The following is a 22,628-nucleotide window of genomic DNA, read 5'->3' on the forward strand; positions in this document are numbered from 1 at the left end:
TCATATGACTGCGAAACTTGGATTCATCGGGATCGTCGTCCGCGATATGCCGGCATCGTTGGAGTTCTACCGGGCTCTGGGGGTGTCCGTGCCCGAGGGGCAGACTGGTGAGCCGCATGTCGATACGCGGTTGGAGGACGGGACGGTACTGGCCTGGGACACGGTGGCGATGATCCGCTCTTTCGATCCTGACTACGTCCCACCCACGGGAGGGCACCGCATCGCTCTCGCCTTCGACCAGGGCTGTGGACAGGACGTCGATGCGACCTATGCCAAGCTCACGGGAGCCGGTTTTATTGGGAAGGTTGAACCCTGGGACGCTCCGTGGGGTCAGCGCTACGCCACGGTCATGGACCCCGACGGCAACGCCGTCGATCTCTATGCCGGGCTCGGCTCTGCTTGAACCGGGGCCGTGCGGCTCTGCGCCACTAGGCGGTTCTCACAGATTCTTCGCCATGTTCTTCACCATGCAACGAAGCCTACGTCCCCGTTCCCCGTGATGATGGCCCGGGGAGCGGGGACTGAGATCGGGCGCAGTACCCGGTGACGAGGCCGCGGCCTCAATCCTTGGTGCAGTGTGTGACCTTTTTTATCGCTCCTCGTGGACGGCGGCGCTAACTCACATTAGTGATCGAAAGGTCGGTTAATAAACGGTGCCCGCAATTCTGCTGGGATCTGTTTACTGTCATCCGTTTCGCGGGTCGTGGATGAGCTCTCCCGATGTCATGCCGATCAGTGCGGTGAATTCCCTGGTCAGATGCGCTTGGTCGGAGTATCCGGCGATCGTCGCCGCCCGCGTCGGAGGTGTACCGCCGGCAATGAGCCGGTGTGCGCGCCGCGCCCGCACGATCCGCCTCAGGGCTGCGTAACCATAGCCGAAGGAGGCGAGCATATGCCTGCGCAGTGTGCGTTCCGACCATGACATGGCGGTGGCGGCCTCGCGGGCGGAGGCGCCGGCAATCGCGTGCTGGCGGATCTGCGTCACCCATGACTCGGGCGCGGCGGAGGAAGCCAGAGGCGAGAGTCCGGCTGCCGGATCGGACGAGTCTCTGGCCCGCAGAAGCGCCTTGCATAAGGGTGTGGCGGATCGGCTCAGCACATCCTGGGCGTCAATGATCTGGTCTCTGACAGCGGGGAGGTCCATCGGCACGAGAGCCGAGGCCGTGCCCGGCGCCAGTCTGATCCCCAGCAGTCCAGTGGAGTCGCTGGCGCCCGCAGCGATCCAGCGGGTCTGAGGGCCGCATAGGAGTACCCGGTCCCCGCTGACGATGAGATCGACGCAGCCGTCGGCTGGGATGGTGGAGGGGGCGACTTGGCGGGAGCGCCACAGCGTCCGCCCCATCCCCAACTGCACCTCGGCGTACATGGCGCCATCATGGCACTGCTGCGGCTGCTTGCGCGGGTGGGGTGATCTGTCCAAAACGGAGGAGATCAGCCTGGATTCTGCGCTGCGGTGGAAATGAAACAGCTGATATCTCCATGGTTTCTTGGGTTTCTTGAGGAGATCTGGTGAGGCCGGCGGTTTAATCTCCTCCGTTTTGGACAGATCCGTGCTGTGGAGGCTTCTGGTCTCCAATCATGCTGCCGACTTGCATCTACTGGGCCGGGTTCGGCCTGTAGTTTCGGGATGCCTTGGTCACCTGGCTGATAAGGCTTCGCAGGATCTCCAAGTCCTCGACGCCGATGGCCCGGCCGACGGCGTTCGCCCAGGCGTGCTGCTCGTCGGCCAGGGCATTAACGGCGTCGCGCCCCCGCTCGGTCAGGGTCAGGAGGTTCTGCCCGCGCCGGGCGGGGTTGGGCTGCCAGACGGCCCAGCCCTGGGCCACGACATCATTGGCCACCCGCTGCACGCTCTGACGGGTCAGGCCCAGCCCGATCCGCCGTGCGATCTCGGGCACCGGCAGTGGGGCATCCAGCACCGCTCCCAGAACCTGCCAGCGTGCTGGTGTCAGTTCGTGCGGTGCTGTGATCATCGCGGCGGCTGCCAGGAATTCCCCGTTGAGCTCGAAGACGGGGAGGACAAGGTCGGTGAGGGCGTCGCCCTCAGGAGTTCTGCCAGGCACCGGTGGCCTCCATGAGTGCTTCGTAATGGCGGGGATCGCCGGTCAGGTAGAGCTGCTCCCATGTCGTGATGACAGGCTCCGGTGCAAGCTGGGTGACCCGCATGACCTCAGCGGTGAAAGGGACTGCGTAAACACCTGAAGCAGTGGTGATGCCCTGGTCGGTGATCACCGGCGCGTCGACGTAGCCGCCTGCGCCCTGGTAGCTGCTGGCCGCGAGGAACTCCGCTGCGTTCGAGGTGTGGCGGCGCTCGTCCAAGAACCCGTTGCGGGCCAGGAAATAGGTGGCCCCGCAGATGGCGGCCACGGGCACCTCTCGTGCGATCAGGCCTTCGACGGTGCCGGCCAGGCGCTCGTGCCCGCCCTCGACGTAGTGGTTCCCGCCTGGGATGACCAGGGCGGCGAGGGTCCCCTCGTCCGCCAGCGGTATCAGCTCATCAAGATCAGCTGCGGGGGACAGGGGGAGGCCACCGAGTGATCGGACCGGGGCCGGGCCATCGCCCACGAGCAGGAGGCGGAAGCGCCCGGGGCGGACCTCCTCGGCCGTGGTGATCTGCGTGGTCAGATAGGCGTACTCCCAATCGGCCATGGTCTCAGTGGTGTACAGCGCGATGGTCCGCATGATGCAGACTCCCTTTCTGGTCTGAAACTCGATGACAGCATCCTGTCAATAATGACAATATGCTGTCAAATATGCTTGAGGGTGATCCTGCTGCGGGGGGGATAGTCAGCTCGCACAGCGGTATCCAGGCAACCGCACTGGGCTGCGCCCCGTCTTCATCTGACGGCCAGCTCGCGCAGCGGTGTCCAGCCCGCGGGCAGGGGACCGCTGATGGAGGCGCGGGCGCGGTCCTGAGTCGCTGACCAGCCTTGCGCCGCTTCCGATCCCTCTGGTCCGTCTGTGCCCACCGCGCCTCGCGCGAGTCTCAGTCCTGTGCCCTCGACGACGGCGTCGGGCGCGCTGCCCCGGCGAGTCGATGCCCGGACGCTCCAAGGGGGGTCCGCCCAACTACCACCGCGGAAGACCCTGTAGTCGCCATAGCGGGCGGGATCGAGGTAGTCCCAGCACCACTCCCACACGTTCCCGAGCGTGTCGTACAGGCCGAAGGCATTCGGCTGCTTCCGCCTCACCGGTTGCGGCCCGTCGATGCCGTCGAGTGACGTCCATGCGATCTTCTGCAGGTCCCCGTAATGGGGGCCGGCCGTTCCTGCGCGACATGCGTACTCCCATTCCGCCTCGGTCGGCAGCCTGAAACCGTCGGCTCGTACGTTCCAGCGCACCCAGCGATCATTGATGGTGTAGGCGGATTGCAGTCCGTGGGCAGAGGACAACCGGTTGCACAGGTCGACGGCTTCGAGCCAGGTCATGCTGCTCATCGGACGGTCGCTCCCATTCCGGACCAGTGCGCAGCGAGAGATGGAGAATGCTTCAAGCGTTACCGTACGGCGGATGTCGCGGCGGGCGTCGTGAAGTTCTACGGTCCCTGGGGTAATGTCCGTCATTTCACCGATCTCGTAGTCCACCGCTCGATCCTATCGGTCCGTCGTCGATGCATACCGGTATGGGATGCAAAGTGCTACCGTGTGGGGTATGACGACGCAGATCGCTGTCCGGCTTCCTGATGAAATGGTCCGTTTCCTCGATGATTCTGTCGCGGCGGGCGTTGGCTCCAGTCGTGCTGCAGTCGTCACCGGTGCGCTCGAACGTGAGATCCGCCGGCAGGCGGCCTTGAAAGATGTCCGCATCCTCGCTGAGGCGGGGGCTGCCGATGATCTTGATGGTCTTGTGGCCTGGAGTGCTCAAGAACTGCCAGTGGAAGACTGAAGATCTTGAGGGAGATCGTACTGGCCCGGCTCGATAAGACCCGACCGGTTCTCGTCCTGACCCGTGAAGCGGCCCGGACTGCCATGACCAAAGTGACGGTTGCCCCCATCACGACGACTATCAAGGGCCTATCGAGCGAAGTGGTGCTGGGTCCGAAGAATGGATTGGATCATCGATGTGCGGCCTCGATGGACAATGTTGTGACGATCCCGGTAGCGCGTTTGGGGAGGACTGTGGGGTTCTTGACGGATGCTCAGGAGCGCGATCTTGCCGAAGCGGAAATACTTGCCTTCGATCTCGATGTGCCCTTTTATTCCTGAGATTCCGATTCCGGAGATGGGTGCGCGATTTTATCCGTAAATTCTGTAAGTTCTGTAAATTCCGTGAATGCGGCAACGATGCTGCTGGCCTCGGTCAGGAAGTGAACGAGTGCGGTCAGCTGAACAGGATCCCAGGATTCTAGAAGGCGCGTGAGATCCTTATTGGCCCGCGCGTACGTGTTGACGAGGCGCTGGGCTCCCGTGGCGTGTATCTGCATGGAGCGCCGGTCGGTGTCGTCGTGGCGTCGTTCGATCCAGCCGTCGCGTTCCAGCCTGGTCAGAATCCCGGTCATCGTCGCGACATGGGTGTGCGTCCTGTGTGCCAGCTCCGTCGGGGTCTGCGGGCCTGCCTGGCTGAGGGCGTCGAGGACCACCAGGTCGCTTCCCTTTATCCCCAGAGCCGCGCCGACTGCTCGGTTGCTGACAGCAAGCGCACTGTTCAACCGGCGCAGAGCCAGGATGGCCTCGCCTGCTGTCGGCGGATTCGACACCTCTGCGGTCATGGTCACTCCCACTACTATGAAACTCGTAATATCTGAGTATCATAGTAGCTGTCGATGGCGTTTACAACGCGCGTGCGCACGGCTCACCGCGCCGTCGTCGCGATGGTCGTAGAGATGAGGGGGAATCCGATGAGTCGAGCGATTCAGTACCGTCAGTTCGGCGGTCCGGGCGTCTTGGAGATGGCCGAGGTTGCCGAGCCGGCTCCAGGCGCCGGCGAGGTCCGCGTCGTTGTCAGAGCGGTAGGGCTCAACCCGGTGGACTCGAAGACGTTCGGCGGGGATGCGCGTCTCAGGGTTGTTGGGTTCCTTCGTCGTCTTGTCGATCCGAAACGCTGGTTCGGCAAGGAAGGCTCCCGGTTCCCCCGGGGAGTTGCGCGTGATTTCGCGGGCGTCATCGATGCCGTCGGCAGGGATGGCAGGGATGTCAGTAGTGCCAGTGGCGTCGGGGATCTCGCTGTCGGTGATGCCGTACTGGGAACGTTGAGAAGCGCGCCGGGTCTGGGTGATAAGCGGGGGGCGCTGAGAGATCATCTGGTGGTTTCTATCGACGATGTCATCCGCAAGCCCGAGTCGCTGAGCTTCGAGACGGCGTCATCGCTTGGCGTCGCGGCACAATCCGCCAGTGGGGCACTGCGCCAGTTGGGTCTGAACGGGAGCGACGTCATCGTCATCAGCGCGGCAGCGGGAGGCGTGGGCTCCCTTGCCGTCCAACTCGCCGTGCATCAGGGGGCGACGGTGATCGGCATTGCCGGAAAGCATAACGCCGACTATCTGCGGTCCTTGGGGGCGATACCTGTTGTCCATGGCGAAGGAGTGAAATCACGCATTCTTGAGGCTGCGCCCGAACCGGTCACCAAATTTCTCGACTGCTACGGAGGCGAGTATGTGAAACTGGGATTCTCCCTCGGCCTTTCCGGAAAGGCTATCGGTACGCTGGTCCCATCCCCGGGCGCCATTATCCGAGGGGCTCAGTTCACCGGTTCGCGGCATGCCCGGCCGGGTGATCTTCAGGAGGTTGCCGGCCTGGTCGCTGATGGCGCCATCAAGGTCGCCATCGCCCGCGCATACCCCTTCGACGTCGAATCCGTGCGCGACGCCTACGCCGAACTGAACAAAGGGCATGTCCGTGGCAAGCTCGTCGTCGCCCTGTCCTGATGGCTCGCGGGCGGAGCCTCTGAATCACGACAATGCCCGAGGCCGGCCCGTGGTCTGAGCGGACGCTCCCGTGGATCGATCATCTAGGCTGGCCCTGAGATGAACGCGACGAACTCCCTCTTCGGTGCCCTGCCCATGCCCGGCCACGGCTCCGATCCCACACCCCCGCCCGAAGCGGCACTGCCCACGCTATCGCCCGCCGACGACTGGCCCGAGGATTCCTGGGCCGACACCGAACCGCCCGACGCGGACGAGGGCGACGGCTACGACGACCCGGACGTCTTCGTCCCCTCCCAGCAGGACCAGGCCGAGGCCGATGCCTGGGAGAACCGGCAGCACGAGGCCGCCGCGCTCGTCGCCCGCGCCCAGGCGAGTGCCGCGGCGGCTCGCGCTCGCAGCGGCGAGGCCGGAACTGTGCCGTCGTCGCCGTCGTCGTACGGCCCCGGCTCACCGGCCCGGGGCGTCACCGTGACCGACCCCGCCGACCTCCTGACCGGCCTCAATCCGGCCCAGGGCCGGGCCGTCACCCACTCCGGCTCCCCGCTGCTCATCATCGCCGGCGCCGGCAGCGGCAAGACCCGGGTCCTGACCCATCGCATCGCCCACCTCATCGCCACCGGTCGCGCCCGACCCGGCGAGATCCTGGCCATCACCTTCACCAACAAGGCCGCCGCCGAGATGCGCGAGCGCGTCACCGCCCTGGTGGGCCCCGCGGGGGAGCGCATGTGGGTCTCCACCTTCCACTCCGCCTGCGTGCGCATCCTGCGCCGTGAGCACGAGGCCGCCGGCCTGCGCTCCACCTTCTCCATCTACGACGCCGCCGACTCCACCCGCCTGATCACGCTCATCGTGCGCGAGCTCGGCATCGACCCCAAGCGCTTCACCCCCAAGACCTTCGCCCACCGCATCTCCGACCTCAAGAACGAACTGGTCACCCCCGCCGACTATGCGGACAGGGCCATCACGTCCAACCCGTTGGAGCGCCACCTCGTCGAGGTCTACCGCGCCTACGCCGCCCGCCTGGCCGCGGCCAACGCCCTCGACTTCGACGACCTCATCATGCGCACGGTCCAGCTCCTCCAGACCCGACCCGCCGTGGCCGAGATGTACAGGCGCCGGTTCCGCCACGTGCTCGTCGATGAGTACCAGGACACCAACCACGCCCAGTACGTGCTCGTGCGCGAACTCGTCGGCGGCCCGGGCACCTCCGGCGCCGGCAGCCCCCTGCCTCCCAGCGAGCTCACCGTCGTCGGCGACTCCGACCAGTCCATCTACGCCTTCCGCGGCGCCACCATCCGCAACATTGAGGAGTTCGAGCACGACTACCCCAGTGCTCGCACCATCCTGCTGGAGCAGAACTACCGCTCCACCCAGAACATCCTCTCGGCGGCCAACGCCGTCATCTCCCGCAACTCCGGGCGTCGGGAGAAGAACCTGTGGACGGACTCCGGCGACGGGCCCAAGATCACCGGCTACGTGGCCGACTCCGAGCACGACGAGGCCCGCTGGATCAGTCAGGAGATCGACCGCCTGTCCGACGTCGAGGGCGTGTGTCCCCGCGACGTCGCCGTCTTCTACCGCACTAACTCCCAGTCCCGCGCCCTGGAGGAGGCCTTCCTGCGCTCCGGCCAGCCCTACAAGGTCGTGGGCGGTACGCGCTTCTACGAGCGCAAGGAGATCAAGGACGCCATCGCCTATCTGCGCGCGGTCGACAACCCCGACGACGACGTCAACTTGCGCCGCATCCTCAACGTCCCCAAGCGCGGCCTGGGGGACAAGGCCGAGTCGGTCCTGGCCGAGCACGCCGCCCGCCACCGCGCCTCCTTCGGGACCGCCGTCGCCGACGCCGCCGGGGCACTGCGGCCGGCCAGCGAGGGCGACGCCGCCGGTGACCTGGACGCGCCGGGGCACGAGCCGCCCGTTGTCGAGGGCCTGACCTCCCGGGCCCGCACGCAGGTGACCCGCTTCCATGAGCTGCTCGCCTCCCTGCGCGGTCAGCTCGCCGAGGGCGACGGCGTTGCGGATCTCCTGGACTCCGCCCTGGACGCCTCCGGCTACCTCGCCGAGCTGCGGGCCTCCGATGACCCGCAGGACGCCACGCGCGTGGAGAACCTCGCCGAGCTGCACTCGGTGGCCAGTGATTTCCAGGCCGCCAACCCCGACGGCACCCTGGCGGACTTCCTCGAGCGGGTCAGCCTCGTGGCCGACTCCGACCAGTTGCCGCAGGCCGCCGATCTCGCTGCCATGTCCGAGGGCGAGCGGGCGGCCGCGGTCGCCGCCGAGGAGCAGGGACAGGTCACCCTCATGACCGTCCACACCGCCAAGGGTCTGGAGTTCCCGGTCGTCTTCGTCACCGGCTTGGAGGACGGCACCTTCCCGCACTCCCGCGCCCTGGCCGAGGACGTCGAACTCGCCGAGGAGCGCCGCCTGGCCTACGTGGCCCTCACCCGGGCGCGCCAGCGCCTCTACGTCACCCGCGCCGCCGTGCGCTCGGCGTGGGGCGCCGCCAACGCCATGGCCGCCTCCCGGTTCCTGGACGACATCCCCGCCGAGACCATGGAGTGGAAGCGCATCGCCTCCTCCATGGATGCGTTGCGCGGCGGCGGTACCGGTTGGGGAAGCAGTTGGGGTGAGGGCGGTTTCGGCTCCGGGCGGGGCTCCTACGGGGGCCGAAGCGGTTCGGGTGGGAGCGAGGCGGATGATGACGATTTCGCCCCGCCCATCGGTGCGGGGCGGCGACGCGGCGAGCGGACCGGGAAACTCGGGCGGGTCGAGACCCCCAAGGATCGGGCCGAGGCCAGGCGCGCCAAGCGCCTGGCCGCGCGCGGCAAGCCGGTCAAGCTCGGCGGGGGCGGCGAGGCCCCCGAGGACGCGGGCTCCGAGGCTCTGCCGGCGGCAGTCGCCGGCCTCAAGACCGGCGACCAGGTGCGTCACACGTCCTACGGGCTGGGCACCGTCGTCGGCCTGGAGGGATCGGGCCGCTCCACGGTGGCGCGCGTCGAATTCACCATCGACGGTGCTGTCACCACCAAGCGCCTCATGCTGCGCCTGGCTCCGATCACCAGGGTCTGAGTCGGTTCTGGCTGGGCCGCTGGTGAGCTGCCGACATGCCGAGAAGCTGCCGAGAATCGGTCTCAGAAGATCGAGCGGGGGTGGTGCCAGCACCATGCCGATTCCGGGTGGCAGCACCATGGAAAGGCGATGTGCCGTGTGATGCAATTGCCCGGTGACACGCCATTCTTCTTCCAGTCTTTCTCCCGGCCTTTCTTCCGGTGCCCCTCTCGCCGGACGTGATCGGGCGGGTCGCCCTGGAGCCTTCGACCGACTGCTTCCACCGGCAGTCGAGTCGGCGCGCACGGTCGAGGGCGGCGCGCGGCTCTGGGGCGTCCAACTGCCCTTGGGGATACTGCTGTATGTCCTGGTGCAGATGATCGGCTTCGGGACGGGTCTGGCCCTCAGCCTTCTTCTTGGCGAGACGACGATGGACGCGATCGCCGGAGCGGGCGGACATCGGATCATGCTCGTGCCTGTCGGTCTGCTCGTCGGTTCGCTCATGGCCGCCTCCGTCGGACTCGCCGGGTACTGGAAGTTGATGCGGCTCGTTCGCGGGCGGGCGGTCTGCGAGCTGGCCGGTCCGGGCCGGCTTCGAGAGCTCGGCGCCGGCCTGGTGTGGGGGACGGCGCTCATATGCGCGGTCTTCGCCGTCCTGGCTGCGATGGGTGCTTACCGGATTGCGGCGGTCGGCTGGGACAAGGGCATTCTGATCGGGCTGGTGGCCGGGATCATGGGCGGTGTCGGCGAAGAGCTCCTGTTCCGGGGCGTTCTGCTGCGCCTGCTGGAGGCGTGGCTCGGTTCGTGGTGGGCGCTGGCCGTGACCGCGGTCCTGTTCGGCGTCATGCACCTGAGCAATGCGGGTGCCACTCCTATCGGGGCGGCGGCCATTGCTCTGGAGGCGGGCATTCTGCTGGGGGCGTGCTATCTGGTGACGCGGCGCCTGTGGCTCGCCATTGGTCTGCATGCGGCCTGGAACTTCGTCCAGGGCGGTATCTTCGGCTCCGATATCTCGGGGGCGGTCAATAGTCGGGGCCTGTTCGAGGCGTCCTTCAGCGGACCGGACCTCCTCACCGGGGGCAGTATGGGCGTGGAGGGCTCCATCGTCACAGTGGTCGTGTGCACGGCTGCAGGTGCGGCCATGGCATTCGCCGCGCATAGGCGCGGGTTCATCATCCCGCCCGTCTGGCGGCGCCGTCGGCAGGAGCGGGAGGCTTGAACCTTACGACCGGGGCGGCACCATCTGCACGGGCCGACGCTCGGCCCGGAACTCGTTGATCTTGGCGTCGGAGGCGTAGCCCAGTGCGAAGCCGGTGATGAGGTTGTAGTTGCCGGGCACGTCGAACTCGGCGTCGAGCGGGCTGCGCCAGGCGGCGAGGACTCCGATGGGGCAGGAGTCGACTCCATGGGCCTTGGCTGATAGGAACAGCGTTTGGAGCATGAGGCCGGCGTCGAGGGCCGCGAAGGGCAAGAAGTCCTTGTGGATGAGGACGAAGCCCATGACGGGCGCGCCGAAGGCCCGGCAGTTGCGGCGGTTCACCTCGTCGCGCTTGGCCCGGTCCCCACGGGCCACTCCGGCATGCTGATAGAGGGCCTTGCCGACGGCGAATGAGTGCCGACGCAGGTCCTCGGGGTACGGAGCCCAGATCTTGTAATCGCCGTCGGGAAGATTGCCGGACAGCGCCAGTTTCGCTACAGCACCGCGTTCCTTGTGCTGGACGCCCAGGGTCTTGTCGAACTCCTGTACGTAGGCCGCGCGCAGTCGGTCGGCCCGTTCCCCGGTGGCCAGTGCCAGCATGAAGGGGCGCGTGTTCGACCAGCTCGGCGCCGTCCGGGCGTCGTCCAGGATCGCATTGAGGACGTCGTCAGGAACCGGATCGGGTCGGAAATCGCGAACGGAATGCCGGGAGGCGGCCAGGTCTGAGAAGGCGCTGGGGTCCATGGGGCGGCTCCTTGATGTCGTGATGCTGATGGTGCGATGGGCCGATCACTGAACCGATCTCGATGCGGAGATCGACCGATCTCGGCGCAGAACCGGACCGATTTCGGCGTTGATTCTTCAGTGGCGCGGGGCGAAGGTCGAGTCGTCCAGCGTGCGGATGACGCGCGCCGGACTGCCCACCGCCAGGGACGCCGGCGGAATGTCCCGAGTCACCACCGAGCCGGCCCCGATGACGCAGTCGTCGCCGATCGTCACGCCTGGGCACACGATGACGCCGCCACCGAGCCAGACATTGTTCCCGATGACGATCGGGTCGGCCGACTCCAGCCCGACCTTCCGCGGCGTCGGCTCCAGGGAGTGGACCGGAGTGAGCAGCTGGACGTTGGGACCGATCTGGCAATGCGCCCCGATGGTGATCGGAGCGACGTCCAGGGCGGTCAGCCCGTAGTTGGCGAAGGTCCCCTCGCCGACGAGAACGTTCTCCCCGTAGTCCACGCGCACCGGCGGCAGCAGGCGCGCGTCCGGTGCCAGGTTGGGCAGGGCCGAGCGCAGGTGCTTGTCGGCGTCGTCCTCGCCCATGGCGAAGGCACGTTCGTAGAGATAGAGCTCGCGGCGCGCGTGCGCGGCGATTCTGGCGTTGTCCGGGTCATCCGAGACGTACCAGTCGCCGGCGAGCATACGTTCGCGGTTGGTGCGTGCGTCGCCGGCGAAATAGGGCTGCGCCTGGGCGAAGGGGATCTCCTCGGTCATGAGCGTGAGCCTACCGGCAGGACTGGAAATGTTGGCGGCGATGGGTCCTTGTCGATATCCCCTGGATCGTGTGCGGATTCTGTATGGACTGGACCGATCTCGACGCGGAACTGGACCGATCTCGAGCCGGAACTGGACCGATCTCGGTGCGGAGATCGACCGATCTCGGGGAGAAGGTGGAAGATAACGAATTGATAACGGTCCGACTATTCGGACATCCGACGTGTGCCCCCGGGCCTACCGTGTCCCTCGGCACGTTGTCGACGCGCGTCGACAACGGTTCTCCCCAATGACACACCCGTCATGCCTTCCCCATGACGTTTCAAGGAGGAAACTACAGATGATTACCTCGCTCCCACGGCGTCGGTTCATCCAGGGCTCCGCCCTCGTCGCGGCTCTCGGCGCCGCTGCGGCATGCTCCAAGGGAGACTCGGGCGGAGGCGGCGCGAGCGCCGATTTCTCCGGCACGGGTCCGATCACCTGGGTCCAGGGCAAGGACAACTCAGACGGCAAGGTGCAGGCGCGCATCGACGTCTGGAACGAGCAGAACCCGGACGAAACGGTCGAGCTCATCGAGCTGTCCTCTGAAGCGGATCAGCAGCGTCAGTCCCTGATCAACAACGCCCAGACCCAGTCCGACGCCTACGACGTCATCTCCGTGGACAACGTGTGGGTGGCGGAGTTCGCCGCCAACCAGTGGATCCTCGAGCTTCCCATGGACGAGCTCAAGAACGATGACATCATCGAGTCGGTGTGGAACACCGGGATGTACCGGGACAAGCTCTTCGCGGTCCCCCACGCGACCGACGCCCCGATCATGTACTACCGCAAGGACTTCCTCGCCGAGGCGGGCGTGGAGGTGCCCACCACCTGGGATGAGGTCAAGGCGGCTATCGACGCCGTGCGCGCGCTCCCCGGGCACGAGAGCATCGGCGGCTTCGGAGGCCAGTTCGCCAAGTACGAGGGCCTGACGTGCTGCGCTTCGGAGTTCATCCACACCGCCGGCGGCTCCTTCTACGACGACACGAGCGGCGACAAGCCTGCTGTCGCCATCAACTCCTCCGAGTCGGTCATGGGCCTGCAGACCCTCATGGACGGCTTCAAGGACGGCTATATCCCCGGGGCTGCTCTGGAGTGGAAAGAGGAGGACGGCCGCAACGCCTTCGAGAACGGCGAGCTGCTCTTCTACCGCCAGTGGCCCTACCAGTACGCCAACAACCTCAAGGCTCTTGGTGAGGACAAGTTCGGCGTCGCCGCACTGCCGACGATCAACGGCAAGAGCTTCGTGCCCACCCTGGGCGGCCACAACTGCGGCATCTCGCCCTACTCGAAGAACAAGGCCACGGCCCTGAAGTTCGTCAAGTGGTGGATCTCCGAGGAGTCCGAGCGCTACACCCTCGAGACCCAGACCCTCGCCCCCATCCTCGGCTCCCTGTACGAGGACCCCGAGCTGCTCAAGCAGTTCCCGTACCTGACCACCCTGCGCGCCTCCCTCGACGCCGCCAAGGGCCGGCCCAAGGTGGTCTCCTACGGTGACGTGACCGCTGCGATCCAGGACGCCATCTACCCGGCCATCCAGCAGCAGACCACGGCCGAGCAGTCCATCACGGACCTTGAGGGAACCCTGAAGGGCGTCGATAACTGATTCGCCCGGGCACCTCGCGGCTCCCTGTGCTTTCGGTGGTCCCGTCTCGAATGAGACGGGACCACCGGTGAGAGGAGACGAGCCTGCTCCCCGCAGCCGCTCGAGCGCAACAGGAGCCGATGAGGACCGGTAAGAGCCTCAGTATGAGAGAAGCACCCATGAGCACATCGTCGTCCTCACCGGAGGTCGCCAACCGCCGGTCCAAATCCAGCAGGGCGCAGTCGCGCCTGGCCTGGATACTCCTGACACCCACGGTCGTCGTCCTGACGATCGTCATCATCATCCCCGTTCTCCAATCCCTGGAGCAGTCGCTGTACGGCAAGGCGGGCCTAGACGAGAACACCGGTTTCGTCTCCAAGGTCGCGCCCTTCGTCGGCCTGAAGAACTACACCGACATCTTCACCTCCGCGGGTGAACGCTTCTGGACCGCCGCCTGGAACACGACGCTCTTCGGTGTCGTCACCGTCGTCCTGGAGACGGTTCTGGGCGTCGCCATGGCCCTCATCATGCACAAGGCCATGCGTGGGCGCGGCTTCGTGCGCGCCGCCATCCTGGTGCCGTGGGCCATCCCCACCGCCGTCTCCGCCATCCTGTGGGGATGGATCTTCAACCAGGACGGCGTCGCCAACGCGGTCCTCGGCCAGCACATCATGTGGGCCTCGGGAGGCACCTCGGCCAAGATGGCGATCATCATCGCCGACGTGTGGAAGACCGCTCCCTACATCGGCCTGCTCACCCTGGCCGGGCTCCAGGTCATCCCGGACGAGGTCTACGAGGCCGCCAAGATCGACGGCGCGAACGCCTGGAGGCGCTTCACCAGCATCACTCTGCCGCTGGTCAAGCCCGCTCTCGCCGTCGCCGTCCTCTTCCGCGCCCTCGACGCTCTGCGCATGTTCGACCTGCCCTACATCCTGATCGGGCCCCGGAAGGCCTCCGTTGAGACGATCTCCATGCTCGTCCAGGACGAGGCCTCCAACCTCCGCTACGGGTCGGCGGCCGCATACGCCCTCATCCTCTTCCTGTACGTCTTCATCTTCGCCTTCGCCTTCGTCAAGATCACCGGGACCGATCTCGGCGCGAGCGTGGAGAAGAGGAAGAAGAAGGGCGGCAAGCTGCCGGCCTCGGCATTCCTGCCCAAGCGGCGACCAGCGGCCACCGACTCTTCTGATTCCTCTGACTCCTCCCAGTCCGACCAGTCCACCCAGTCCTCCGACGTCAGGAGCCAGGCATGAGCATCGCGACCGACTCCACCTCAACCGCCGTCGGGCAGAGCACTAAGAAGAGGACCCCGTGGTCCGGCATCTGGGCCACCGTCGGCATCGGCTTCATCGTCATCTACTGCCTGGCGCCCTTCTACTGGATGGTCGTGTCCTCCCTGCGGCCGGACACCGAGATCTTCGAGAACACCTGGTGGCCGCGCCACACCTCCTTCGAGAACTACCAGGCCGTGTTCTCGGCGAAGAACAATTTCGGCCAGGGTCTGATTAACTCCTTGGTCGTGTCGATCGTCGTCACCATTGTGGCGCTGGCGGTCGCGACCTTCGCCTCCTACGCTCTGGCCCGCCTCGACTTCCGCGGCAAGGGATTCCTGCTGCTCGTCGTGCTGGCCACGTCGATGTTCCCCCTGGTGGCCATCATCGTGCCGCTGCTGAAGAACTTCTCCGACTGGCAGTGGATCAACACATACCAGGCGATGATCGTCCCCGACCTGTCCTTCTCGCTGCCGCTGGCGGTGTGGAATCTGACCAGCTTCTTCAGGCAGATGCCCCAGGAGCTGGAACAGTCCGCGATGGTTGACGGCTGCACTCCGGGGCAGGCCTTCCGCAAGGTCATCCTTCCGCTCGCCGCCCCCGGCATCTTCACCACCGCCATCATCATCTTCATCGGCGCCTGGAACGAGTTCCTCGTCGCCGTCACGATGATCAACAATCCCGCCATGCAGCCGGCGACCGTCCTGCTGTCGAAGTTCACCGGCGCCTCGCAGTTCAATACCCCATTCGGATCGCAGATGGCGGCCGGCGTGGTGATGACCCTGCCGCTGGTGATCATGGTGCTGCTCTTCCAGCGCCGGATCGTCGCCGGCCTGGCAGCCGGCGGCCTCAAGCAGTGACGCGGCGGGGCGGTGCGTCGATCTGATTCGGCGCACCGCCCCGCCTGTCCCGACCGTCCCACTGGGCACCCAGCACATCGCAAAGCCGCCGACTGAGAAAACAGACTGAAAAACTGAGGAGATGACATGCCGGCCACGCGGGCTGACGTTGCTCGCCTGGCCGGCGTTTCGCCCTCGACCGTCACGTACGTGCTCACCGGCAAGCGCGCGACCAGCGAGGTCACTCGGAACCGAGTGCTCCACGCCGTGGAGGAGCTGGGCTACCTTCCCAACCGCCACGCCTCGGTTCTCGCCGCCCACTCCGTGCGCAGCGTCGGCGTGCTGTTCCGGATGCAGCCCCGCTCCGTCGATCTTGACGACCAGGGCTACGTCGGGGGCCTCAGGGCGCGCCTGGAGGCCGAGGGGATCCGGGTCTTCGTTCCCCTCGTACGGGCGCGGGAGGTTCGCAAGGACCTCGCCGCGCTGGTGCAATCCCGGACGCTGGATGCGGCTGTGCTCATGGACGTGGCCCCCGACGATGAGCGTGAGAGGCTTCTGCGCAATAAGGTGCCGGTCGTGCTCATCGGGACCTCGGGTGCCGCGGTCAGCGATGAGGTGGACGCGGACTTCGAGCAGATGCTGAACCTGGCGATCTCCCACCTGGCGGGACTGGGCCATCGGCGGGTGCTGCACCTGGGCCGTCGAATCACCCGTGATCTGGCCAATGTCTACCGTGCCCAGGGCGAGGCGATCAGCAGGGTCGCGAGCGCCCACGGCGTCGAGGTGCTGAACCGCCCCGTGGAGGACAACGCCGTTGCCGGTGCAGCCATGATGGAACACGGGCGTCTCCCCGGGCGCTGCACCGCCGTGGCGTCGAACAACCCGATGGCCATGGAGGGCCTCCTGGCGGCGGCCTGGTCGCACGGCGTGGGCGTGCCCGAAGGCCTGTCAGCGGTCACACTCGGATTGGCGGTGCCCCGGGAGCCCGGAGGGGTTCTGATCACCGAGGTCAGCGTCGACCGGGCCGCCATGGGGCGTCAGGCCGGCGAGCTGCTTCTGCGGCGACTGGCCACGCCGAAGGCGGCCCCCGAGCACCTGACCATGGGCGCCGGGCTGGTTGATCGCGGCTCGGTGGCCGCTGTGTCTGCTGTGCCCGCTGCGTCAGCGGCGGCCGCCGTCGGCCCGCACGGCACTCACGGCTCGCCCGACCCTCTCAGCGTCTGAAGCCGCCCTCGGAGTTGATGACCTGGCCGGTCACCCAGGACGCCTCGTCGGTCAGCAGCCAGCAGATGAGGCGGGCGGCGTCCTCGGGCCGTCCCGTGCGCCCGCACGGGAACATGGCGTCGACCATGCGCATCGTCTCGGCATCCATGTATCCGGTGTCCACCGGCCCGGGGTTGACGGTGTTGAGCCGGATGCCGCGCTCGGCCAGCCCGGCCGCGAGTGAGGGCGTGATCCCCGCCAGGGCCGCTTTGGCGGTGCAGTAGGCGATCTCCTCGGGCATGGGACCCAGATCCTGGCCGGACGTCATGAGCACGGCCGAACCCGGCATGGCCGGGAAGTCCGAGCCCCGCCCGGCCGATGCCGCCTTGCCCGGCCCGTCATGTTCGTCAGGTTCGGCCCGGTGGCGATCGGCGAAACGGTCCGCGTAGGCCTGCACGAGCAGCAGCGAGGCGCGCGCATTGACGGCCCAGTGGTGATCGAGGTCGGCGGCGTCGATCTGCTGCAGGCCGCCATCGCGGCCGGATGACGCCTGGTTGCACACGAGCGCATCGACACCGCCGAGGGCGCGGACGGCCTCATCGATGACGGCCGGCGGCGCCGCCTGGTCGCGGAAGTTGGCCTCGACATCGACGAGCCGAGCTCCCGGAACCAGGTGGGCGCGCACCGAGTCGAGCGTCGCCTCCACCGAGTCGGCGCCCCAGGGCTGCTCGGCGTCGTGCGGGGAGAAGTGGTGGCACAGCAGCGAGGCGCCCAGGTCGGCGGCCCGGCAGGCGATGGCGTGCCCGATGCCTGCGCGGCGACTCACCCCGGTGACCACCACGGTACGGCCGGTCAGAGGATTGGCGGGGGAGGGCGTCGCAGTAGTCATGCGCCCAAGTATCTCGTCAGTACCTCATCCTCGACGAGTGCTTTCGAGTCTGGTTTTGTGCGTGCAGTGCTCGGGGCGGGCCGTTCCGGGCGGGTTGCACATGGGAGAGCGGGGCGGTGGCGAAACGGAAGGATTTTTGGGCGGAATTCTAGGGATTCCGAGTGGCGTCATGATCGCTTGAGCGGCTCCCATGTGCGTTGAGGGGGGTCTATGCACATGGGAGAGCGGCCGCGATGTTTGTTGGATTCCTGTTTCCGCATGATTCAGCGGTTCTACTCGGTGCGGGTCGCCCCCGAGTGTGCAATGACCCTGATCCGGCACGCACGAGCCCGGCCGAGCCTGCGATGAAGGCCTTCCGCATGCGCAACAGCCTTCGAGGACCGACTCACCTGGCTCATCTGGGCCTTCTCCTGCATGCCTGAACGCCCTGGCCGGTCTCAGGCGACCTCGGCAACGGCCGCCAGTACGTCGTCGGGGATGCCGGCCGCCCGCAGGCCCCCCAGGAGCTCGCCGCCCCTCGCCCCCGAGGCGACGACCTTCCAGGCCGCGTCCTTTGCCTCATAGGCGATCTGGACGGGTTCGAGAATGGAGAACACCTCGTCGGCCGGTGGCGGCGGGCTGGTGCGCACCCCGGTCAGGACGAGTTCGCCGCCGTCGGCGGGCCGAATGGCGCCCAGGGCGATATCGGTGCCCGCGCCCAGCGTGAAGGCGTCCGCCTCCCGATGCGCGACGACCGGCTCCTGCTCCGCGTCGCCGGCGGTACCTGATCCGCTCCAACTCGCATGCAACTCATCACCGCCCGCGGACAGGAGACGGACCGTGACTTCGCGCTCGGCGGGGACGACGCCGTTGGGACCCTCCTGCACGATCGTCAGGCGGGCGGTGGCGTCCTGCTCGTCCCAGGCCAGTGAGAAGCGGGTGCGCACCACGGCCCCGGGGCCGGGCTCGGGTGAACCGTCGTCCTCCTCCAGCACGAACTCGCCATCCGCGCCAGGCACGACCAGGACCGACAAGCGACGGGGATTGTCCCCGGCGGCCTCATCGATGTCCGCGGCGCTGACGAGCAGGCTCCCCGCGCGGGCGAGGACCGGGATGCGGTCCAGAGGCCGGCACAGGACCAGAGTCCGCCCGTCATCGGCCGGTGCCTCGTAGCGCCTCCCGGTGGGCAGATCGAACCAGGTGCCTCGGGGCAGCCACGCCCGCTCCTGAGCCAGGGCGCTGACCGGGTCGGCCTTGTGGACGATGGGCACGACGAGCAGATCCCCGAAGAGGAACTCGGTGCGATTCGCATAGGCCCCCAGCGCCCAGGGCTCATCGTGGTAGACGGGGCGCACCGGTCCGATGCCCTCGGCGTGGGCGCGGCGCGCCCAGGTGTACAGGTAGGGAACCAGGCGGTGGCGCAGCCGCAGGTGGGCCTCCATGGTGGCGCGGGCGTCGCGGCTGTAGCGCCACGGCTCCTTGGAGTTGAACACCGAGTCCGTCGAGTGCAGGCGGTTGATGGGGGAGAAGCAGCCGAGCTGGACCCAGCGGGCCGCCATCTCATCGTCCCTGACCCCGAACATGTGACCGCCGATGTCGTTGGACCACCAGTAGTAGCCGATATTGGCGGCTGTCGCCGTGAACTCGGGCTGGAAGCGCAAGGAGTCCCAGGTGGTGATCGTGTCCCCGGAGAAGCCGATGGGCGTGCGGTGGCTCGAGGCGTCGGCGAAGCGGGAGAAGGTTACGGGACGGCGGCGCGCGGGGGAGCCGGGGGCGTCGGGCCCGACGGGTTCGGCAGGGCCGGGGCCGGCGGGTCCGGCAGCGTCATCGGGATCTGTGCGCTCGCGCCCGGAGTCCAGGTAGTGCACATGGTTGAGCATCCACAGGGGATCCAGCCCCGGGATGTCGGTGTCGCCGCCCTGCTGCCAGTCCAGCCACCAGAAGTCGACGCCCTCCTCCTCCAGGGGATGGTGGGCGTGCTCCAGGTAGGCGGCTGTGAAGTCCTTGTCACCGATATTGAAGGCGATGGCCTCGCCCGAGGCCGGGTCGCCGCCCAGCCTGCGCATCATGGGGGCATAGGCGTCCTCGTGGCGCCGGATGCCGGCAGCGGGATGGAGGTTGAGGGTCACCTGCATGCCGCGGTCGTGCAGGGCCTTCAGGAAGCGCCCGGGATCGGGGAAGAGCTCGCGGTTCCAGGTGTAGCCGGTCCATCCGTTGCCGATCGCCGGGTCGATGTCCACCAGGTGCCAGTCCATGTCGAGCACGGCCACCGAGAAGGGCAGGTCCTCGGCCGCGAAACGATCCATGAGGGCCAGGTAGGACTCCTCCGTGTAGCGGTGGTAGCGGCTCCACCAGTTGCCCAGGAGCGCCCGCGGGATCAGGGGAGTGGGGCCGGTGAGGCGGAAGAAGTCCCGCAGCGCGCGGCGATAGTCCTGCCCGTAGCCGAAGAGGTACAGGTCGTGATCCGGGGACGAGCCGTCCACGGGGCTCGCGCTCGGGCGCGGCCGGACCCACTGGTCCTCCTGGAGGAGCAGGGATGCGGAGTCGTCGATGACGGCAAGGCCGTGCAGGGCCAGGATTCCGGGGTTCAGGCGCGCCCGGCCGTCGACGTCGTCCAGGGTGCGGCAGGTGCCGCCCAGGTTGGTCGGAAAGGTCTCGTCGGGGTCCCACTCGTCCCCGAACCGCCAGGTCCCGCCGTGCAGGTTGACGACGGCGGTGCGCATGGCCACGCTCAGCCCCGAGCGGGAGAACCCCCGGGAGGGCTGGTAGGTGAGGTGAAGATGCTCGGTGAGGATCTCGACGCGGTCCTCGCCGCGGCGCACATCGAAGGCGGGAGCCTCTCCCAGGTCGCGGGAGACGACCAGCTGGGTGGCGGCGTCGGTGAAGCTGCCGGACTCGGAGCACTCCATGCGGATGAGCCGGTCCGTCAGGATGGTGAAGCGGACCCGGTCGCCCACATGGACGACGGTCTCCGGGCGGGCGGGGGCGGGACGGAGCTCCGCCGGTGAGCAGGAGAGGGGGGAGGATGAGGACAATGGCTTCAACAGGAGTAGCCCCTTTGCTGCTGGTGTCGCGGCGCCTGTGCCGAGGCGCGTCTGGCTGATGAGGCGACGATACAGGCGGTGGACGATCGTGGTCCTCCTTCGCCGAGATCGGTCGGCTTCCGCATCGAGATCGGTCCGGTTCCGGCTCGAGATCGGTCCGGTTCCGGCTCGAGATCGGTCGTGGGCCGCGGTCCGCTTTCATCTTTCATCCCGTAAGGTTCGGCATCATGAATCACCCTTCCCTCGTTCTTTCGCCCCGCCACGCTGGTGACGACGCCGACTGGTGGCGGCGCGCCGTCGTCTACCAGATCTACCCGCGCTCCTTCCAGGACACGAGCGGCGACGGCGTCGGCGACATCCCCGGCATCACCCGCCGCCTGGACCACCTCGATGCGCTCGGTGTGGACGTCGTCTGGCTGAGCCCCGTCTACCGCTCGCCGCAGGACGACAACGGCTACGACATCTCCGACTACGAGGACATCGACCCGCTCTTCGGGAGCCTCGACGACCTCGACGAGCTCATCGCGGGCCTGCACTCGCGCGGCATGCGCCTGATGATGGACCTGGTGGTCAACCACACGAGCGACGAGCACGACTGGTTCCGCTCCTCCCGCTCCTCCAAGGTCGATCCCAAGCGCGACTGGTACATCTGGCGCCCCGCTCGTCAGGTGCCCGGTCTGGAGCCCGGGCAGCCCGGAACCGAGCCCACCAACTGGGGCTCCTTCTTCTCCGGATCCACCTGGGCCTGGGACGAGGGCAGCGGCGAGTTCTACCTCCACCTGTTCTCCACCAAGCAGCCCGACCTGAACTGGGAGAACGAGGACGTCCGCCGTGCCGTCTACGAGATGATGGGGCGGTGGCTGGACCGCGGCGTGGACGGCTTCCGCATGGACGTCATCAACTTCATCTCCAAGACCTACCCGCTGGCCGACGGCCTCAAGCGCGATGGCGATCTTTACGGCGACGGCGCCTCCCTGGTGGTCAACGGCCCCCGCATTCACGAGTTCCTTCACGAGATGAACGAGACGGTCTTCGCGCCGCGAGCCGCGCACATCGTCACGGTAGGCGAGATGCCGGGGGTCACCCTGGCCGAGGCCCAGCGCTACACCGACCCGGCGCGCGCCGAGCTCGACATGGTCTTCCAGTTCGAGCACGTGAGCCTGGCCGAGGGACCCGGCGGCAAGTTCGATCCCCGGCCCGTGGATCGCGTCGTCCTGAAGCGGAACCTCGCCGACTGGCAGGCGGCCCTCGCCCCGGCCACGGATGAGTCCGGGCGCATCGCCGGGGAGAGGGGGTGGAACTCCGCCTACTGGGACAACCACGACCAGCCCCGCGCCGTCTCGCGCTATGGCGACGACGACCCCGCCTGGCGGGCGATCAGCGCCAAGACTCTCGCCTCGATCCTCCACCTGCACCGGGGCACGCCCTACGTCTACCAGGGCGAGGAGATCGGCCAGACCAACACGGTCTTCACCGGTATCGACTCCTACCGCGACCTGGAGACCATCAACCACTATCGCGAACGTGTGGACGTGGGCGACGATCCCGAGGCGGTGCTGGCGGGTCTGCCGGCGAACTCCCGCGACAACGCCCGCACACCCGTTCAGTGGGATGCGGGTCCGCAGGCGGGCTTCACCACGGGGACGCCGTGGATCGACGTCACCCCCAACTACACCGAGATCAACGCCGCGAGCCAGGTCGGGGTGCCGGGGTCGGTCTTCGAGCACTACCGGGCGCTCATCGCTCTGCGGCACGCCGACGACGCCGTCGCGCTGGGCACCTTCCGCCTGTTCGACGCCGAGGACGCCGGGTCCTGGACGATCCTGCGCGAGTTCGTGAACGCCGATGGCGAGCGCCAGCAGGTCCTGCTGCTGGCCTCGTGCGCGCGCGAGGGCCTGGAGACGGGGGAGGGCTCGGCGCTGCGGCAGCGGCTCGCGGCCGAGGGGCTCGACCTGGGACAGTGGGCCGACGCCGAGCGGGTGCTGGTCGCTTCCCTGCCGGTTGAGGATGCCGGGAGCTCGGGTGCGGGCGCGCCCGAGCAGTTGGGCGGCTGGGACTCGGTCATTCTGCGCCGCACCGTGTGATGCTCCGTCGAGATCGGTCCGGTTCCGCGCCGAGATCGGTCGCACTCCGCGCCGAGATCGGTCGAGTTCCGGCTCGAGATCGGTCGTAA

General features: G+C 67.4%; 20 protein-coding genes. 11 read left to right on the forward strand and 9 right to left on the reverse strand.

Annotation, left to right across the window (positions count from 1 at the left end; translation table 11 throughout):
* The first annotated feature begins 4 nt into the window (after positions 1–4).
* Positions 5–403 carry a VOC family protein gene (locus W5W_RS0113650; RefSeq protein ID WP_017195802.1) on the forward strand — a complete coding sequence of 133 codons (399 nt, stop codon included), beginning with the start codon at positions 5–7 and terminating at the stop codon, positions 401–403.
* A 282-nt stretch (positions 404–685) separates the two neighbouring features.
* On the opposite strand, the gene W5W_RS15120 is transcribed toward W5W_RS0113650, so the two are convergent.
* From W5W_RS15120 to W5W_RS0113670, 4 genes are all read right to left on the reverse strand, one after another.
* The gene (locus tag W5W_RS15120) at positions 686–1,366 is read right to left on the reverse strand and encodes a helix-turn-helix domain-containing protein (protein ID WP_017195803.1); all 681 of its coding nucleotides are present in this window, start codon (positions 1,364–1,366) and stop codon (positions 686–688) included.
* A 229-nt stretch (positions 1,367–1,595) separates the two neighbouring features.
* Complete coding sequence (locus W5W_RS0113660) at positions 1,596–2,063, reverse strand: MarR family winged helix-turn-helix transcriptional regulator (RefSeq protein ID WP_017195804.1); 468 nt, start codon at positions 2,061–2,063, stop codon at positions 1,596–1,598.
* Positions 2,044–2,682: a DJ-1/PfpI family protein gene (locus tag W5W_RS0113665; RefSeq protein ID WP_017195805.1), complete on the reverse strand. Its 639-nt coding sequence runs from the start codon at positions 2,680–2,682 to the stop codon at positions 2,044–2,046. The genes W5W_RS0113660 and W5W_RS0113665 overlap by 20 nt, the downstream gene beginning before the upstream one ends.
* A gap of 155 nt (positions 2,683–2,837) precedes the next feature.
* On the reverse strand, positions 2,838–3,563 hold the full coding sequence (locus W5W_RS0113670) for a formylglycine-generating enzyme family protein (RefSeq protein ID WP_029574342.1): 726 nt from the start codon (positions 3,561–3,563) through the stop codon (positions 2,838–2,840).
* An 88-nt stretch (positions 3,564–3,651) separates the two neighbouring features.
* On the opposite strand from W5W_RS0113670, the gene W5W_RS0113675 reads away from it, so the two are divergent.
* Together W5W_RS0113675 and W5W_RS15875 are read left to right on the forward strand one after the other, a co-directional pair.
* Complete coding sequence (locus W5W_RS0113675) at positions 3,652–3,885, forward strand: ribbon-helix-helix domain-containing protein (RefSeq protein ID WP_029574343.1); 234 nt, start codon at positions 3,652–3,654, stop codon at positions 3,883–3,885.
* A 5-nt stretch (positions 3,886–3,890) separates the two neighbouring features.
* Positions 3,891–4,205, forward strand: coding sequence for a type II toxin-antitoxin system PemK/MazF family toxin (locus W5W_RS15875; protein WP_008734189.1), 315 nt, complete (start codon positions 3,891–3,893; stop codon positions 4,203–4,205).
* Here W5W_RS15875 and W5W_RS0113680 read toward each other — a convergent pair.
* Positions 4,196–4,708: a MarR family winged helix-turn-helix transcriptional regulator gene (locus tag W5W_RS0113680; RefSeq protein WP_390882574.1), complete on the reverse strand. Its 513-nt coding sequence runs from the start codon at positions 4,706–4,708 to the stop codon at positions 4,196–4,198. The genes W5W_RS15875 and W5W_RS0113680 overlap by 10 nt on opposite strands.
* Before the next feature lie 129 nt (positions 4,709–4,837).
* Here W5W_RS0113680 and W5W_RS0113685 point away from each other — a divergent pair, with 129 nt between their 5' ends.
* The 3 genes from W5W_RS0113685 (at position 4,838) to W5W_RS0113695 (ending at position 10,133) form a co-directional block, all read left to right on the forward strand.
* On the forward strand, positions 4,838–5,863 hold the full coding sequence (locus W5W_RS0113685) for an NADP-dependent oxidoreductase (protein WP_017195809.1): 1,026 nt from the start codon (positions 4,838–4,840) through the stop codon (positions 5,861–5,863).
* A 99-nt stretch (positions 5,864–5,962) separates the two neighbouring features.
* Positions 5,963–8,935, forward strand: coding sequence for an ATP-dependent helicase (locus tag W5W_RS0113690; protein ID WP_017195810.1), 2,973 nt, complete (start codon positions 5,963–5,965; stop codon positions 8,933–8,935).
* A 154-nt stretch (positions 8,936–9,089) separates the two neighbouring features.
* Positions 9,090–10,133: a CPBP family intramembrane glutamic endopeptidase gene (locus W5W_RS0113695; RefSeq protein WP_029574344.1), complete on the forward strand. Its 1,044-nt coding sequence runs from the start codon at positions 9,090–9,092 to the stop codon at positions 10,131–10,133.
* Between the two features lie 3 nt (positions 10,134–10,136).
* Here the strand turns inward: W5W_RS0113695 and W5W_RS0113700 are convergent, their stop codons facing one another.
* Positions 10,137–10,856 (reverse strand): nitroreductase, encoded by a 720-nt coding sequence (locus W5W_RS0113700; RefSeq protein ID WP_017195812.1) that lies wholly within the window; start codon positions 10,854–10,856, stop codon positions 10,137–10,139.
* 117 nt (positions 10,857–10,973) lie between these two features.
* Entirely contained in the window at positions 10,974–11,606 is a 633-nt protein-coding gene (locus W5W_RS0113705; RefSeq protein ID WP_017195813.1) for a sugar O-acetyltransferase, read from the reverse strand.
* A 340-nt stretch (positions 11,607–11,946) separates the two neighbouring features.
* Here W5W_RS0113705 and W5W_RS0113710 point away from each other — a divergent pair, with 340 nt between their 5' ends.
* From W5W_RS0113710 to W5W_RS0113725, 4 genes are all read left to right on the forward strand, one after another.
* Positions 11,947–13,251, forward strand: a complete 1,305-nt coding sequence (locus tag W5W_RS0113710) for an ABC transporter substrate-binding protein (RefSeq protein ID WP_008732242.1) — start codon at positions 11,947–11,949, stop codon at positions 13,249–13,251.
* Positions 13,252–13,409: 158 nt separating this feature from the next.
* Complete coding sequence (locus W5W_RS0113715; RefSeq protein WP_008732253.1) at positions 13,410–14,483, forward strand: carbohydrate ABC transporter permease; 1,074 nt, start codon at positions 13,410–13,412, stop codon at positions 14,481–14,483.
* Positions 14,480–15,361, forward strand: coding sequence for a carbohydrate ABC transporter permease (locus tag W5W_RS0113720; RefSeq protein ID WP_008732245.1), 882 nt, complete (start codon positions 14,480–14,482; stop codon positions 15,359–15,361). Before W5W_RS0113715 ends, W5W_RS0113720 begins: the two co-directional genes overlap by 4 nt.
* A gap of 126 nt (positions 15,362–15,487) precedes the next feature.
* Positions 15,488–16,564: a LacI family DNA-binding transcriptional regulator gene (locus W5W_RS0113725; RefSeq protein WP_017195814.1), complete on the forward strand. Its 1,077-nt coding sequence runs from the start codon at positions 15,488–15,490 to the stop codon at positions 16,562–16,564.
* Here the strand turns inward: W5W_RS0113725 and W5W_RS0113730 are convergent.
* Together W5W_RS0113730 and W5W_RS0113740 are read right to left on the reverse strand one after the other, a co-directional pair.
* On the reverse strand, positions 16,554–17,432 hold the full coding sequence (locus W5W_RS0113730; protein WP_017195815.1) for an SDR family oxidoreductase: 879 nt from the start codon (positions 17,430–17,432) through the stop codon (positions 16,554–16,556). The two genes, W5W_RS0113725 and W5W_RS0113730, sit on opposite strands and share 11 nt — an antisense overlap.
* Before the next feature lie 437 nt (positions 17,433–17,869).
* Positions 17,870–20,368 (reverse strand): glycoside hydrolase family 31 protein, encoded by a 2,499-nt coding sequence (locus tag W5W_RS0113740; protein WP_238533363.1) that lies wholly within the window; start codon positions 20,366–20,368, stop codon positions 17,870–17,872.
* Between the two features lie 314 nt (positions 20,369–20,682).
* On the opposite strand from W5W_RS0113740, the gene W5W_RS0113745 reads away from it, so the two are divergent.
* Positions 20,683–22,539: an alpha-glucosidase gene (locus W5W_RS0113745; protein WP_017195817.1), complete on the forward strand. Its 1,857-nt coding sequence runs from the start codon at positions 20,683–20,685 to the stop codon at positions 22,537–22,539.
* The last annotated feature ends 89 nt before the right edge of the window (positions 22,540–22,628 follow it).

Source organism: Actinomyces massiliensis 4401292 (genome assembly GCF_000269805.1).
Taxonomy (GTDB): Bacteria; Actinomycetota; Actinomycetes; order Actinomycetales; family Actinomycetaceae; genus Actinomyces; species Actinomyces massiliensis.